Annotated in this window: 16 protein-coding genes; 8 read left to right on the top strand and 8 right to left on the bottom strand. The window is 38.7% G+C overall.

Going from position 1 to position 15066, the window contains the following annotated elements:
• Positions 1-55 precede the first annotated feature (55 nt).
• From JG735_RS00325 to JG735_RS00310, 4 genes are read left to right on the top strand one after another with little or no spacing between them, the layout of a single operon-like run.
• On the top strand, positions 56-3028 hold the full coding sequence (locus JG735_RS00325; protein ID WP_201334896.1) for a DEAD/DEAH box helicase family protein: 2973 nt from the start codon (positions 56-58) through the stop codon (positions 3026-3028).
• An 8-nt stretch (positions 3029-3036) separates the two neighbouring features.
• Complete coding sequence (gene dtd / locus JG735_RS00320) at positions 3037-3480, top strand: D-aminoacyl-tRNA deacylase (protein WP_201334895.1); 444 nt, start codon at positions 3037-3039, stop codon at positions 3478-3480.
• Positions 3477-4142, top strand: a complete 666-nt coding sequence (pgeF, locus tag JG735_RS00315; RefSeq protein ID WP_201334894.1) for a peptidoglycan editing factor PgeF — start codon at positions 3477-3479, stop codon at positions 4140-4142. Before dtd ends, pgeF begins: the two co-directional genes overlap by 4 nt.
• Positions 4139-4609, top strand: a complete 471-nt coding sequence (locus JG735_RS00310; RefSeq protein WP_201334893.1) for a hypothetical protein — start codon at positions 4139-4141, stop codon at positions 4607-4609. The genes pgeF and JG735_RS00310 overlap by 4 nt, the downstream gene beginning before the upstream one ends.
• Positions 4610-4640: 31 nt before the next feature.
• On the opposite strand, the gene JG735_RS00305 is transcribed toward JG735_RS00310, so the two are convergent.
• The 8 genes from JG735_RS00305 to nth all read right to left on the bottom strand — a co-directional run bounded on the left by JG735_RS00305 (position 4641) and on the right by nth (position 12495).
• A complete protein-coding gene (locus tag JG735_RS00305; protein ID WP_201334892.1) occupies positions 4641-5747 on the bottom strand; it encodes an OmpP1/FadL family transporter in 1107 nt (368 codons plus the stop codon).
• 135 nt (positions 5748-5882) lie between these two features.
• On the bottom strand, positions 5883-7058 hold the full coding sequence (locus JG735_RS00300; protein ID WP_201334891.1) for a replication-associated recombination protein A: 1176 nt from the start codon (positions 7056-7058) through the stop codon (positions 5883-5885).
• A complete protein-coding gene (locus JG735_RS00295; protein ID WP_201334890.1) occupies positions 7051-7446 on the bottom strand; it encodes a secondary thiamine-phosphate synthase enzyme YjbQ in 396 nt (131 codons plus the stop codon). The genes JG735_RS00300 and JG735_RS00295 overlap by 8 nt, the downstream gene beginning before the upstream one ends.
• Positions 7415-8197 carry a pseudouridine synthase gene (locus JG735_RS00290; protein WP_201334889.1) on the bottom strand — a complete coding sequence of 261 codons (783 nt, stop codon included), beginning with the start codon at positions 8195-8197 and terminating at the stop codon, positions 7415-7417. The genes JG735_RS00295 and JG735_RS00290 overlap by 32 nt, the downstream gene beginning before the upstream one ends.
• Complete coding sequence (locus tag JG735_RS00285) at positions 8194-9153, bottom strand: SIS domain-containing protein (protein WP_201334888.1); 960 nt, start codon at positions 9151-9153, stop codon at positions 8194-8196. The genes JG735_RS00290 and JG735_RS00285 overlap by 4 nt, the downstream gene beginning before the upstream one ends.
• 8 nt (positions 9154-9161) lie before the next feature.
• The gene (locus JG735_RS00280; protein ID WP_201334887.1) at positions 9162-10985 is read right to left on the bottom strand and encodes a ribonuclease J; all 1824 of its coding nucleotides are present in this window, start codon (positions 10983-10985) and stop codon (positions 9162-9164) included.
• Positions 10948-11760 (bottom strand): 16S rRNA (adenine(1518)-N(6)/adenine(1519)-N(6))-dimethyltransferase RsmA, encoded by an 813-nt coding sequence (gene rsmA, locus JG735_RS00275; RefSeq protein WP_201334886.1) that lies wholly within the window; start codon positions 11758-11760, stop codon positions 10948-10950. The genes JG735_RS00280 and rsmA overlap by 38 nt, the downstream gene beginning before the upstream one ends.
• A gap of 69 nt (positions 11761-11829) precedes the next feature.
• A complete protein-coding gene (gene nth / locus JG735_RS00270) occupies positions 11830-12495 on the bottom strand; it encodes an endonuclease III (RefSeq protein ID WP_201334885.1) in 666 nt (221 codons plus the stop codon).
• A gap of 44 nt (positions 12496-12539) precedes the next feature.
• On the opposite strand from nth, the gene hisF reads away from it, so the two are divergent.
• Genes hisF through JG735_RS09835 form a run of 4 tightly spaced genes read left to right on the top strand, consistent with a single transcriptional unit; the run spans position 12540 to position 15010 of the window.
• Positions 12540-13304, top strand: coding sequence for an imidazole glycerol phosphate synthase subunit HisF (gene hisF, locus JG735_RS00265; RefSeq protein ID WP_201334884.1), 765 nt, complete (start codon positions 12540-12542; stop codon positions 13302-13304).
• On the top strand, positions 13301-13834 hold the full coding sequence (locus tag JG735_RS00260; protein ID WP_201334883.1) for a purine-nucleoside phosphorylase: 534 nt from the start codon (positions 13301-13303) through the stop codon (positions 13832-13834). The genes hisF and JG735_RS00260 overlap by 4 nt, the downstream gene beginning before the upstream one ends.
• A complete protein-coding gene (gene rlmN / locus JG735_RS00255) occupies positions 13831-14898 on the top strand; it encodes a 23S rRNA (adenine(2503)-C(2))-methyltransferase RlmN (RefSeq protein WP_201334882.1) in 1068 nt (355 codons plus the stop codon). Before JG735_RS00260 ends, rlmN begins: the two co-directional genes overlap by 4 nt.
• Complete coding sequence (locus JG735_RS09835; protein ID WP_255529345.1) at positions 14882-15010, top strand: hypothetical protein; 129 nt, start codon at positions 14882-14884, stop codon at positions 15008-15010. The genes rlmN and JG735_RS09835 overlap by 17 nt, the downstream gene beginning before the upstream one ends.
• Positions 15011-15066 lie beyond the last annotated feature (56 nt).

Below are 15066 nucleotides of genomic sequence, written 5' to 3'. Positions count from 1 at the left end.
TGGAATTTGTCACTAAAATAAAAATAAGTGACAAAATTGCCAATAAAGGAACCTTATGAAACTCCACTTCAAAGAGCAACAATATCAAATCGATGCAGTAAATAGCGTATGTGATCTATTTGATGGACAACCTAAAAAAGAGCTAATAAAAAATATTTTTGATAAAGAACTAAAAAAAGATGGGCTTATTGAAGAAGAGATTATATACAACACTTTTGCAAATCCAAATCTTTTAATAAGTAATGAAGAGATTTTAACTAATCTTAAAACCATTCAAAAAAGAAACGCCATTAAACCTTCTAAAAGACTTCAAGGACTCAACTTCACTGTTGAAATGGAGACAGGAACAGGGAAAACTTATGTCTATACCAGAACTATATTTGAACTCAATAAGCGTTATGGATTTTCAAAATTTATCATTATGGTGCCAAGTGTTGCGATTCGTGAAGGAGTGCATAAAAGTTTAGAAATAACACAAGATCATTTTAAAGAGCTTTACAATAAAAAGCTTCGATTTTTTATCTATGATACCAAAAGACCAACTAATCTTAGCAATATTAAGAGTTTTGCCAAAAGTAATGATATTTGGGTGATGATAATGAACTATCAAGCATTTGCTACAAGAGCTAAAGAAGCAAGAAAAATCTATGAAGAGCTTGATTTGATGAATTCAAACAGACCCATCGATGTGATTCGATCAACACGTCCTATACTCATTATAGATGAGCCGCAAAAGTTTGGAAAAATATCTGAAGAAAAAATCAAAGAGTTTGATCCGCTTTTTGTTTTGCGCTACTCTGCTACGCACAAAAATGTTCTTAATCAAGTCTATAAACTTGATGCAATTGATGCATTTGAAAAAAAACTAGTCAAAAAGATAAGTGTCAAAGGGATTGAGGTTAAAAACACAACAGCAACTACAGGATATCTCTATCTTGATGAGATAATTTTGAGTGACAAGTACTATCCAAAAGCAAGAATAGAATTTGAAGTAAAGCAACAAAATGGAGTTAAGAGAGTATTGAAAACACTTAAAGAGGGAGACAATTTCTATGAACTCTCAAATAACCTCACTGAATATAAAAACGGATTTGTTATCAAAGAGATAAATGGTCTAACTAATGAAGTAAAACTTATAAACGGCATTGTTTTAAAACCTGGTGTCGCCCAAGGTGAAGTAAATGAAGAGTTGCTAAAACGCATCCAAATACGTGAAACTATCAAAAGCCATTTTGAAAAAGAGCAAATCCTTTTTAAAAGAGGTATAAAAGTATTAAGTCTCTTTTTTATCGATGAAGTAAAAAAGTACCGTGATTATGATGCACCCCAAGCAAAAGGAGAGTATGCGAAGATTTTTGAAGAGGAATATGAAAAGTTAAAGAAAGAGATGCAAAGTCTCTTTAATCAAGACTATTTTGCATATTTGGATAGCTTCACTACAGATGAAATCCATGAAGGATATTTTAGTATCGATAAAAAAGGAAGGCTCAAGGACGCTAAAGAAAATGACGAAGATGCATATGAATTGATTATGAAAAACAAAGAAAAGCTTCTTTCATTTGATACGCCTGTGAGATTTATCTTTTCACATTCAGCACTTAAAGAGGGGTGGGACAATCCAAATATTTTCCAAATCTGCACTCTACGCTACTCAAGATCGACAATCTCCAAAAGACAAGAGATTGGAAGGGGACTTAGAATTTGTGTAGATAGAAACGGCTATAGAATGGATAAGCAAGTTCTAGGAGATGAGTTTTTTGATATCAATAACTTAACTGTTATAGCAAACGAGAATTATGAAAGCTTTGCTAAAGCATTACAAAATGAATTTTTTGAAGATATTGATAGACCACTTACGTTTACTGTTGAAAATATTAAAGGCTTGAGGCTTAAAGATAGAGAGATAGATGAAGAGATGGCGAGAAAACTAGTTTATAATTTTATTAAACACGACTATATTGATGAGAATTTCTATTTGACTGATAAATTAAGAGAAGATATTAAAAAAGGTGATCTTGAAATTCCCTCAAATTTACAAGAATATAAAAATGAGATCATAAAACTTATCCAAAAAATCGATGCTTCAAGTGTTCTAAAAAATGTAATAGAAGATGAAAAAGCAAAAAATATAAAAGTTGAAAGTCTCAAACCTAATCAAAACTTTACAAAATTTGAAGAGTTTTGGAACAAAATCAAATTCAAAACAACCTATAGAATCGATTTTGATAGCAATGAGTTGATAGAAAATGTGATTGGGCGAATCAACAAAGAATTAGAAGTTAAAAAAGTAAAAATTGAGATAGTTGAAAATGAGCAAAAAGAAAAAATACGGCTTGATGAAGATATGTTTGAAGCTAAAAAAAGAGTAGTTTTGCAAAGTGATATTGCTCTAAACGATATCAGATATGACCTTTTAGGAGAACTTAGCCGTGCTACATATCTAAAAAGAGAAACAATTGCGAAAATTTTGCAAGGTATCAATCCCAGTAAATTTGATCTATTTAAAATCAATCCAGAAGATTTCATCATCAAAGTGCGCGACATTATCGAAGAAGAAAAAGCCACCATCTTCATCAGTGCTATCAATTACGATGTAAGTGGTAAATTTGAGAGTGAGATTTTTACAATAAATAATTTCAAAGGCAAAATTGATGAAGATATTATAAAAGTTAAAAAGCATATTTATGATTATTTGAAATTTGACTCACAAATAGAAAAAGCTTTTGCCAAAGATTTGGAAGCAAGCGATATTATTGTTTATGCAAAACTGCCAAGTAAATTTAAAATTCCAACTCCAGCAGGATACTACAATCCAGATTTTGCCATTCTTTTTAAAAAGCAAAAGACTATCTTTTTTATTGCCGAAACCAAAGGAAGTTTAAAATCGATGGAGCTCAGAGGCAAAGAAAAAGCAAAAATAGAGTATGCGAGAAAACATTTTTCTTATCTTTCCGATCGTCAAACAGATAATAATAGTAAGCTAATATATAAAGTTGTTAATAGTATAGAAGATTTGGATTTTATATAAGGAAGATTATGGTCGCTCTTATTCAGCGTGTCAAAAGTTCTTGGATCAAGATAGAAAATAAAGAGATATCTCATATAGGTATCGGTTATAACATTTTACTGGGCGTAATGAAAGAAGACACTGAAGATGATATTCAAAAACTGGTCAAAAAAATTGTCAAGCTTCGACTCTTTCCCAATAGTGAAGGCAAAATGGATAAAAATATTTTAGAAGTAAATGGAGAGGTTTTAGTTGTATCTCAGTTTACACTGGCAGGCAATGCAAAAAAAGGAAATCGCCCAGATTTTACCGCTGCAATGCCTCCAAAAGAGGCAAAAGAGCTGTATGAGACTTTTTGCAAGGAGCTGGCAAAACATATCCCTACAAAAACAGGAATATTTGGAGCGATGATGGAGGTGGGAATTATCAATGATGGACCGGTCACGTTGATTCTTGATAGTAAGAAACTATGAAGATTAAAACGCTTATTACAACCAGGTGGGGCGGGGTAAGCAAAGCGCCATACGATACCTTCAATCTTGCCTTGCACGTAGGAGACAATACGGAGGATGTACAAAAAAATAGAGAAATTTTGAAACAAAAAACCAAACTCTCACAGATTCAGTTTGCCAACCAGATCCATTCAGACAAAATAGTTTTCATCGATGCTCTGCAAGATCCGCCATCCTGTGATGGATTGATAACGATAACACCAAATTTGGGACTGGCTGTTATGAGTGCAGACTGTTTTGGTGTGCTTCTGTATGATGAAAAGGGAATTATTGCCGCACTCCATGCGGGCAGGGCAGGGACAACGAAAAAAATAGTAACCAAAGCCATCCAGCAGATGAAAAATCTTGGTGCGCGCAATATCAAAGCAATCCTATCTCCCGGTATTCACAGCTGCTGTTATGAGGTATCTGAACAAATGGCACAAACCTATCCAAAACGGTTTATAAAACGAAATAGATATTTAGATATAGCTGCTATGATTTATGAACAGTTAAAAGATGGTGGGGTAGAATCGATTCAAGATTACAATATTTGCACCAGTTGCAATCACAACTATTTTTCCTATCGGCGCGATGGCCAAACAGGAAGATTTGTTTCACTCATATGGATGGAGGAATCATGAAAGAACTCTTTTCAATCATTCCAAGGCTACCAGGAGTTCGTGTCTATCTTTTTGCCGAAGACAAAGAAAGCACCTTGGAATTAGCCAATTTTTGTCAAGAAAAAGGACACTATTTGGAAATTGCCGCTTTAGAAGATGAGATATTCGAAACCTTACAAGATGTGGAAGGAGGCAAACTTCGAAGAATCGATGAAAACAAAGAGCGTTACAATCAGCGCTCCATGATGTTTGATACCATTTTTGTCCCATACGATATTGGGAAACTACAAGATAAAGAGCTTTTTTTTCGGAAAATATACCGCATGATGAAAAATGCAGCCGATCTCATTATATTGGTTCAAAACGAAGAGGCTGAAGCATTGGAATCGCTTTTGCAAGAACTCAACTACATAGCGATCAATCCGATCGAATATCAAGACAAAACAGCATTAACGGCAAAAAAGATGCATGGTTGGGCAAGGGTGTGATGAATTCCAATCGCTGCAAAAAATAGGGTAACTAAAAAGTATACTCTATCCCTATAGTGAGTGAACTTTGCCTATTGGAAGCTTCCAGAGATCCGTTTGCAAGATGTTCTTTTGGTGCATAAAGCCATGAGAGATGCAGTTTATAAGATTTTATATCCGTTGTCATTCCAAAACTTATGTGCCGCTTTGTGATCGCTGGAAACCCTACGAGATTGAAAAACGCAATATCTTGAGCACGAAAAGGGACCCCCTCCACATTGCTATTTGTAAAGCCGTGCATGGCTTTTGTAGCATAACTGTATCCTGTACGTAGAGTAATTTTCCCAAAACTCTTTTGAAAACCTACTGCATAGACATTTTGACTTTTCCAATTAAAATCTTTATATCCTTTCGCATGAGACCAAAATACCCTTTTATAGTCTACCATAACATACCATCCATCCTTGTGATAGGCAATACCTACACCCGCTTCTGCTGGTTGAGTAAGATGGAAATTCTCTTTTCCCCCGTCATGATTGAAATCAAAAACACGACTGTATTTCATAGATACAGGAGAGGTGAAGGTAGCTGCCAAAGTAATATCTCTCCAACTATAATGCAATCCCATATTGAGTCCAAATCCGATATCTTTGCTCAACCTATCGCCAAGTTGATTTGGCATATTTGCCGCCATACGCAGTGCACCATATGAAATATTACATCCTATCCCTATACCTAAATTCCTCCACTGTTTTGCATAGGCTCCGATCAATTTCGCATAACCAAATTGCGTTTTCATATACGCAAGGGAAGGGACCTGATACTCCACACCCATGCCGCTTACACTAAACACACCTAAACCAATAACACTTTCTCTATTCAAAGGCTTGATATATCCAAAATAGGGTATCAACTCGAAATCGGCCCTGCTTTTATATCCATTGGCATGGACTTGCGGCATGAAAAAAGTAGTTCCTATTTCCACACTGCTTCTTTGCGCAAAGGAAAGTAAAGATGGGTTGATAAAGATGGATTCAGCTCCCTGGTATGAAGCGATACCGGCACCAGCGACACCTCTCGACTTCGCACCTGCTCCCACTAAATTGTCTCCGACCGTAGCAAAAAGAGCCAATGGGGCAAAGAGGAGCAGTTTTTTCATAGTAAACCTTTTTTGCAAAGTGTACACAAAAAAAGATACTATTGTCAATAAATTCAATCAATTTTGTCAAGTTTAATATCCTGCTTGCAAAGTCTCTTTGCTCCTCTTTTTGAAAGCGGGAGGAGAATTTTAGCGCTACCGAACCTTTTTGATCTTTTCCAACCACTCTAAAAGCCGCTTTTCATATCCGATACCGCTACTTTCGTAAATCTTGAGTGGTTTTGTCGTATACGCCTGTTCCACCCATCCTCCATAATCGTGCGGATATTTGTATCCAAGAAATTTGGGTGGTTTGAGATATTCTGGAATGGGATAGATCTCTCCATCCTCAACCATTTTCATCGCTTTGTTGATCGCTTTGTAGGCAGCATTGGATTTTGGAGAAGATGCAAGATAGATAACGCACTGGGACAAAATGATTCTTGCTTCAGGATAACCTATGTGCTTTACAGCTATCATCGTAGATGTGGCAAGATTGAGCGCATTGGGATTTGCATTGCCGATATCTTCACTGGCAAATATCACAAGCCGTCTTGCAATAAACTCCGGAGGCTCTCCACCTTCGATAAGTCTTGCTAAATAGTATAGAGCAGCATCTACATCGCTTCCACGTATACTTTTGATAAGTGCGCTTGCCAATGCATAATGGGTCTCTTGCGTACTGCTTCCTTCATGATAGCTTGTAGGCGCTAAAGAGCGAAGCAGCTCTATCGTAATATTTTGTTCAATTACAGCAGCTTTTGTCAAAAATTTCAAAAGATTTCTTGCATCACCCTGGGAGATGCGGATGAGGTACGCTTTTGCCTCTTCATCAATGAAGCACCGCTGCGTTTCACATACCCGCTTTACCAACTCTTGCAACTCCTCATCGCTTAACGGTTTAAACTCAAAAAGCATTGAGCGGGAACGGATAGCGGCAGTCAACGAAAAAAAAGGATTTTCGGTACTTGCTCCCAAAATGAGCGCCTCCTCTTTTTCCATGATTGGGAGCAAAACCTCTTGCTGATTTTTGGAAAGTCTATGGACTTCGTCGATAAACAAAATTGGCTTTATAAAACTTCCTTTATAACGCTTTACAATGTTTCGTATCTCTTCTATTTTGAGACTTGTGGCATTGAGTTCGAAGAAGTCACTCTCATACAGATTTGCGACAATTCGCGCAAGGGTAGTCTTTCCTGTACCGGGAGGTCCATAAAAGAAGGAATGGGGCAAGGCTCTTTTTTTTAAAAGTGTCAAAAAGGGGGCTTTGGGAGCAAGGAGATGTCGTTGTCCCACAAACTCATCTAAATGTTTGGGGCGGTATCTATCCATTGACTACTTTGATATAGAGGTTTCTTTGCTCTCTTGGTCCGTCAAATTCACAAAAAAATATCCCTTGCCACTCACCAAGCATCAGTTTGGCATCGACAACAGGAATACTGACGCTATTGCCGCAAAGAGCGCTTTTTAAGTGGGCATCCGCATTGGAGCCATGGGCATATCGATCGCTTTTTGGCACAAGTCGACTCATGTGCGCTAGATAGTCTCGTTGCAGATTTGGATCGACATTTTCAAACAGTAAAACACCTGTAGTCGTATGAGGTGAGTAGACGATGCAGTTGCCATTGCTCACACCACTCCGAATGACTGCTTCTTTTACAATCTCCGTGATTTCGATCATCTCCGATTTATGACTTGTTTTTATCTGAATTGTTTGCATTCAGTTCCTTTAAAAATTCTCGAAGTTTTTCATACTCTTTTTTACTCAAATATCTTGTTTTACCCGTTGGCAGGGCGTTGAGTTTGATCCAGCCATATTCCACTCTTTTTAAGTCTACCACATCTTTGCCAAAATGCGCAAAGAATCGTCTTATTTCTCTGTTTTTCCCTTCAGTCAGCGCAACTTTGAGTTTACTGAAGGTAGGGGCGTTTTTATCGATTCTATAAGCAAAAAAGGGTGCAAACTTCATAGAAGTAATGTTGCTTTTCTCATGGGCCCCGGCCGTTGCGTTCTCAAGCTCTAATCCTTCACGCATCGCCTCTTCCATTTTTGGGGTCACTTCTCCTTTGATCTTCACGTTATATACTCTTGGAATATCGCTTTCCATGAGAGCTTGGGCAATCTTTGGAGAATCTGTAAGAAGTAAAAGCCCCTCGCTTGCAAAATCGAGCCTTCCTACCGGAATATAGTGGGCAAACTTTTTAGGCAAAGAGTCATAGATCGTTTTTCGCCCCCTGTCATCCTTTTTGGTTACAAGCTCCCCTTTTGGTTTGTTGTAGACAATGACTGTATAGTCCACTTTTGGTTTTATAAGCTTGCCTTTTACAAAAACCTTATCACCCTCTTGTACATCATAAAATGGCTCTTTGACAACTTGACGATTCACTTTGACAAAGCCCTCTTGTATCAGCCTATCGGCTTCACGCCTGGAGTAGGTCGTATTGTGTGAAATATATTTATTGAGTCTCATTTGATTCCAGCCTCTACCAAATCATGAATATGAAGTACTCCTTGTACTGTACCATTTTTTGTGACAGCCAACATCTGTATCTTATGCTGCTCAATGAGTCGCAGCGCGTCACTTGCCAGCATATTTTCATCTTCGATTGCCTTCGGGTTTTTTGTGGCAAACTCAAATGCCGGAGTTTCTAGGGAAAAATGATCGCTCATCAACGCTCTTCTCAAATCACCGTCACTCAAAACTCCTACCAGTTTTCCTTCCCCATTTTTGATCAAAACATTGCCAAGTTTTCCTTCGCTCATAACAACAATAGCCTCTTTCAAAGGTGTCTTCTCATCGATGATTGGAAGATTTTCGGTTCGCATCAAATCTTTCACCTTCACATAGAGTCTTCTGCCCAAACTGCCTCCTGGATGAAAAGAGGCAAAATCTTTCACCTGAAAATTTCTCTTTTTCATCAAACATACAGCCAAAGCATCACCCAGCGCCATTGTCAGGGTTGTCGAAGCGGTAGGGGCGGCCTGCAGCGGGCATGCCTCCTTTTCAACGGCAATCGATATAAACACATCACTATAACGCCCCAAAGAGGAGTCGGGGTTTGAACTCATACCAATAAGAGGTATATCAAAACGTTTGATGTGGGGAAGTATTTTGATAAGTTCTTCGCTCTCCCCGCTGTAGCTAATAGCCAGAACGCCATCCTCTTTGCCGATCATTCCAAGATCTCCATGCAAAGCCTCTGTTGGATGGATAAAAAAGCTTGGCGTTCCGGTGGAAGCGAATGTAGCAGCAATCTTGCTGCCCACAAGGCCGCTTTTACCAACCCCGGTAACGATAAGCTTTCCTTTGATATTGTAGATCAGCTCAACCGCTTTATCGATATTGTCTGCAATTCTCTTTTGTGCATCCTGCAAAGCTTTGGATTCAATATCCAAAACCTCTTTTGCTATTTGGGCGTAAAACATATCCTTCCTCACATGATAAAAAGAGTTGGAACGATTGTCGGATATTTTTTGTATTTTCTAAAAATATGCTTTCGAACAACCTGTCGAAAATCGTTCTCCAACTTCTTCGGAGCCTCGACAAGTTCCGGTTTATTCATCAAAAACTGCTCAAGGAGCGTACTGATCTCTTTTTCGAACTCTTTATCTTTTTTATCTGCAACAAGTCCAAAACTGGAGACTTTTGGTGGCGTGATGAATTTTTTCGTATCTTTTGCGATTTGCGCCACAATGATCACAATCCCTTCTGTTGCCATTTTTTGCCTATCGATCACCACATCGCTTTCAATCTCTTCATTGAGCTGATTATCGATATAGGCTTTTCCTGTTTTGACGGTTCCTACTTTTTTCATATATTTTGGGCTCACCTCAATCTGATCTCCGTCACTCATGAGGTAGATATTGCGTTCTGGAATTCCACATTTGACAGCCGTCTCTTTATGCTTCATCAAATGATTATACTCTCCATGCACCGGCAAGAAAAATTTTGGCTTCACAAGACGCAGCATCAATTTTTGCTCCTCCTGGGCCGCGTGTCCTGAGACATGAATCTCGCTAAAATCTTGATACGCCACCGTTGCACCACATTTTTGGATAAAGTTGATAAGGCTTGAAACACTTCGTTCATTCCCCGGAATCGCTTTGGCCGAGAGAATAATCGTATCGCTTGGTTTGATTTTCACATGACGATGCTCGTTTGTCGCCATTCTATATAACGCACTCATCGACTCGCCCTGGCTTCCTGTCGTTACGATCAAAATCTCATCATCTCTATATTTGCCAAGTTCATGCGGCTCGATGAAGATATTTTGGGGCAATTTCACATAGCCAAGCTCCATAGTGATCTCTAAATTTCGCTCCATAGACCGTCCGATAATACAGACTTTTCTTCCATATTTGATGCCGTGCTCAATGGCTTGATAGACTCTGTGGATGTTGGAGGAGAAGGTACTCATCAAAACACGGCCTTTGGCCCTGGAAAAGAGCAGATCAAATGTCGGACCGACACTCGCTTCCGATTTTGTAATCCCGGGATTGTGTGAATTGGTAGAATCAGACAGAAGCAATAATACGCCTCGTTCTCCATAGTATGCAAGTCTATGCAAATCTGCCGGATATCCGTCTATCGGTGTATGATCTATTTTGAAATCTCCCGTATGGATGATAGTCCCCGCTTCCGTCGTTATTGCCAAAGAGCTTGCATCGATGATGGAATGGGTCATATGCATCCACTCTACTTCAAAATCTCCAATCTTGATCGGCTTTCTTTTTTCGATATAGCGAAAATAGCTTTTATATTTACTCATACCATGTTCATCAAATTTATTTCCAATCATTCCAAGGGGAAGGGGAGTACCGTAAATTGGAAACTGCATCTCTTTAAAAAGATAGGGTACTGCACCGATATGGTCCTCATGGGCATGAGTGATGACAATCCCTTTGATTTTGTTTTTAATCTGTCGAAGATAGGAGAAGTCCGGTACCAAAATATCCACACCATGCATATCTTCTGTTGGAAAGCTCATTCCAACATCAATTACAATAGCGCTTTTTTCCGTCTCAAAGACGGTGATATTTCCTCCAATTTCTCCAAGTCCCCCCAAAGGAGTGATTTTCACTTTGGCATTACTTTTTGTATTTACCCTAGGAGTCAAACGACTTTGCTGCATCCGTTCATTGGCAGCCAGGGCTTTTTTTATGTCTTTGTAGACACCCTGGTTGTAGTTTTGATTTCTACGCTGTTGATTTCGTTGTTGATTACCGTTTTGTTGGTTGTTTCTGGGTTGTTGCTCCATCTATCTTCTCCTTTAACATTTCATATAGCCGGTGATAGATAGATGTGTTAGCTTCATGAGGTCGAATATTGGAAGCAACACCCAGTGTCTGGAAGAGTTGTTGGAGTAGCTCCTTAGGATAGTTTTGCGCAAGATTTTTCAAAAGAGTTTTCCTGGGCTGTTTAAAAGCTATTTTCAAAAACTTCTCAAAACCCTCATCTTCCAATGAAGTATTTTTTTTGATCAAAATAACAGCCGAATCCACTTTCGGAGGAGGAGTAAAAGAGTCTGGTTTGACAACAGTAACTCTTTTGACTTCTCCCACAGAATCTGCCAGAACAGAAAGAGCCGAAAACTCTCTTTGGCCCGGTTTTGCACAAAACTTATCCGCTACCTCTTTTTGTAGCATCACCAATATATTTTTACAGTTCCGATCTCTCAAAGCTTTTAAGACAATATTGGTCGCTACATAATAGGGTAGGTTCGCTACAAGATCATACTCTACATCCACAAGATGCTGCTTCCATCGATCCAATACATCTCCGCATCGAAGTTCCAATGCACCTTTTTCAAGATATTTGTGGAACTTCTCTTGCAATAACGTACACAGATCAGGATCGATCTCAAAAGCTATCACATCTTTCTTCTTCAATAGCTCTTGCGTCAAATCACCTAATCCAGGCCCAATTTCTACCACCGCATGGTCTGTGCTGGGCATCGATTGGATGATTTTGTTGACTACGCTTTTATCTTTTAAAAAATTCTGCCCGTACTTCTTTTTTGCCGCAATTTCCAAAGATTGTATCCTATCATTGATAAAGAATGGATTAAATATAGCGCGTTTATATTAATATGTCAAATATATTTACGGATCTGTACATATTATGCCAAAATCCTTTAAGGTCTCTTTTACAGGACACTCTTCGCAATTTGGTTTTTGCGGTTTACATAGTATCTGCCCAAATGATACAAGAACTTTGTTGAGTCCTTTTTTATCTTCTTCTTTCAATATCTTTTCGAGTATTTTGTCCGTTTCTTGTGGATTTTTCGTATGCACCAATCCCCATCTGTTGCAGATACGATGCACATGGGTATCAACCGCCACATAAGATTTTCCAAAAGCGTTTTCTAGGACTATTTTAGCCGTTTTAGGCCCAACACCTTTTATGCTTGTCAGCGCTTCAAGGGTATTGGGAACATTTCCACCAAATTTTTCTATCAACTCTTTCGAAATTGTATGTATACTCTTTGCTTTTTCTCTATAAAATCCCACGGGATAGATCGCTTGTTCGATTGTTTCACGTGAAACATTAAGCATATCATATGGATTGTCTGCAATAGCAAAAAGTCTATGTGCTGCATCAAAAGTTACTTCATCTTTGGTGCGAAAACTCAAAACCGTAGATATCAAAATGGTAAACGGAGTGCGTTTGTACCTATAGCTTTGTGAAAGCCGCTTTGCGGGAGCGTCCCACTTCTTATATTCATCACGCAAGATTTTGATAATTTCTTGAAACTGCTTGAGTGTCATAAACGTAGTATAATATACAAAAACTTATAGAAGGTATATTGACAATGCAAGAATACTTTGCAAAACGTATCATTCCATGTCTCGACGTAGATAAAGGACGTGTTGTTAAGGGAGTCAATTTTGTAGGACTTAAAGATGCCGGAGATCCAGTTGAAGTTGCGAAACGCTACAATGAAGAGGGAGCTGACGAAATAACCTTTCTCGATATCACCGCAACCTATGAAGAACGGGACACTATCGTTCACATTGTCGAAGAGGTGGCAAAAGAGGTATTTATCCCCCTTACGGTCGGAGGCGGTATTCGAGAATTGGAGGATATTTATAAACTTTTGGCAGTAGGATGCGATAAAGTGAGCATCAATTCGGCTGCCGTCAAAAGACCGGAATTTGTCAATGAGGCTGCAAAGCGTTTTGGAAGTCAATGCATCGTAGTAGCAATCGACGCTAAAAGAGTAGGTGATAGTTGGCATGTTTTTACTGCTGGTGGCAGACATGACAGCGGCAAAGATGCAATCGAATGGGCAAAAGAGGTTTATAATAGAGGAGCCGGCGAGATACTGCTTACCAGTATGGATGCAGACGGAACAAAAGCGGGATATGATCTGGAACTTACACGTGCTATCAGTGATGCTGTTGAAATACCGGTCATTGCCAGCGGGGGAGCAGGAACGATGGAACATATCAAAGACGCCTTTACAAAAGGGCATGCAGATGCAGCACTTGCTGCAAGTATCTTTCACTTTAAAGAGATCGATATCATGGAGTTGAAGCAGTATCTGCAAAAGGAAGGGATACCGGTAAGATTATGATCGTATGTGCTGGAAAATCAGAAATATTCCCCTTTGCTTACCCGATAGGAGTTGGGCTTATCGAATCAAGCATCAATCTTACGCGGCTCGCTCTCTTTGACAAACCGGAGTTTTTGCTTTTTATCGGTTCTGCAGGTAGTTATGGCAAATATGACATTTTTGACATAGTCCAAAGCAGGGGAGCTTCGCAGATTGAGATCTCTTTTTGGGAAAAAAAATCATACACGCCGATAGATAATGTAATAATGAGTGAAGGATTGAATGTTTCACATGAAACAATCATCAATTCATCAAACTATATCACAACAGATAGCTCTTCTTGGAACTATTTTCAAAAAGCAGGAATCGGCTTAGAAAATATGGAGTTTTTTTCCGTTTTGCAGGTATCAAAAGAGTTTGAAATACCGGCAGCTGGTATTTTCGTCGTGACCAATTTTTGTGATACGAATGCTCATGAAGCATATAAATCGAATATACGTGAAGCTATGAACATATTGGAACGTTTTATCAAGGAGAAATTTCGAGTATGAAAAATATTTTAGATCTCACCAAAGAAGAACTGCAGCAAGAAGTAACTCCAAAATTTCGTGCAAACCAGATATATCAATGGATCTATCAAAAAGGGACCAAAGATTTTGAGAGTATGAGCAATCTTCCAAAATCGATGCGCGAAGAACTGAAAGAAAAATTCACTATCACTCCACCAAAGATCCTCAATGTAGAGGTAAGCAAAGATGGAAGCAAAAAGTATCTGTTGGGACTACAAGATGGCCATACAGTGGAAAGTGTACTGCTTCCTATGAAGAAAGAGGAGAGAGATGAAAAGGGTAATATCCTCAAAGAAGCACGCTATACTGTGTGCGTTTCAAGCCAGGTAGGATGCAAAGTGGGGTGTGAATTTTGTCTGACTGCAAAAGGTGGCTTTGTCCGCAATCTAACTCCCGGTGAAATCGTGGGACAGGTATTAACTATCCGAGAAGAGAACAATATTCCAGTAAACAGAAGAGTCAACATTGTCTATATGGGTATGGGTGAACCCTTGGATAATCTTGAAAATGTCGCAAAAGCGGTCAAAATATTTAGCGATGAGCATGGAATGAGCATCAGTCCAAGACGCCAAACAATCTCGACAAGCGGCCTCGCTCCAAAGATCAAAAAATTAGGGGAAATGAATCTTGGCGTACTCCTTGCAATCAGTCTTCATGCAGTGGATGATGATCTGCGACAAAAATTGATGCCAATCAACAAAGCGTACAATATCGAAAGTGTCATTCAAGCTGTCAGAGAATTTCCAATCGATCAAAGAAAACGAGTGATGTTTGAATATCTTATGATCAAAAATCTCAATGACGATTTAAAGGCAGCAAAAAAACTTGTCAAGCTTCTCCATGGTATAAAAGCAAAAGTGAATCTCATCTATTTCAACCCGTATCCAGGAAGCCCTTTTCAAAGACCAGAACCAAAGGACGTAGAAGCTTTTCAAAAATATCTTTTGGATCATGGCGTGCTGTGCACTATTCGGGAATCAAAAGGGCTTGATATCAGTGCAGCATGTGGACAATTAAAGGAGAAAAGTCATGGATGTACCCTTTAAAAATTATGAGCTGATAATGGCACTGATACTTATTATAGCTGTTATTTTTATGGTAGTGGCATTCGTGAAAATCACTATAGAACATGAGGAGCATAAAGATGACAATGCTTGATGATGCGATGATACTTATCATTGCTGGAACCGTTCTAGTAGGCCTTATAGGCTTCA

The sequence above is a fragment of the Nitratiruptor sp. YY08-10 genome (assembly GCF_016629565.1).
In the GTDB taxonomy this organism is placed as follows: domain Bacteria; phylum Campylobacterota; class Campylobacteria; order Campylobacterales; family Nitratiruptoraceae; genus Nitratiruptor.
This window is presented reverse-complemented; position numbering and strand designations above follow the sequence as displayed.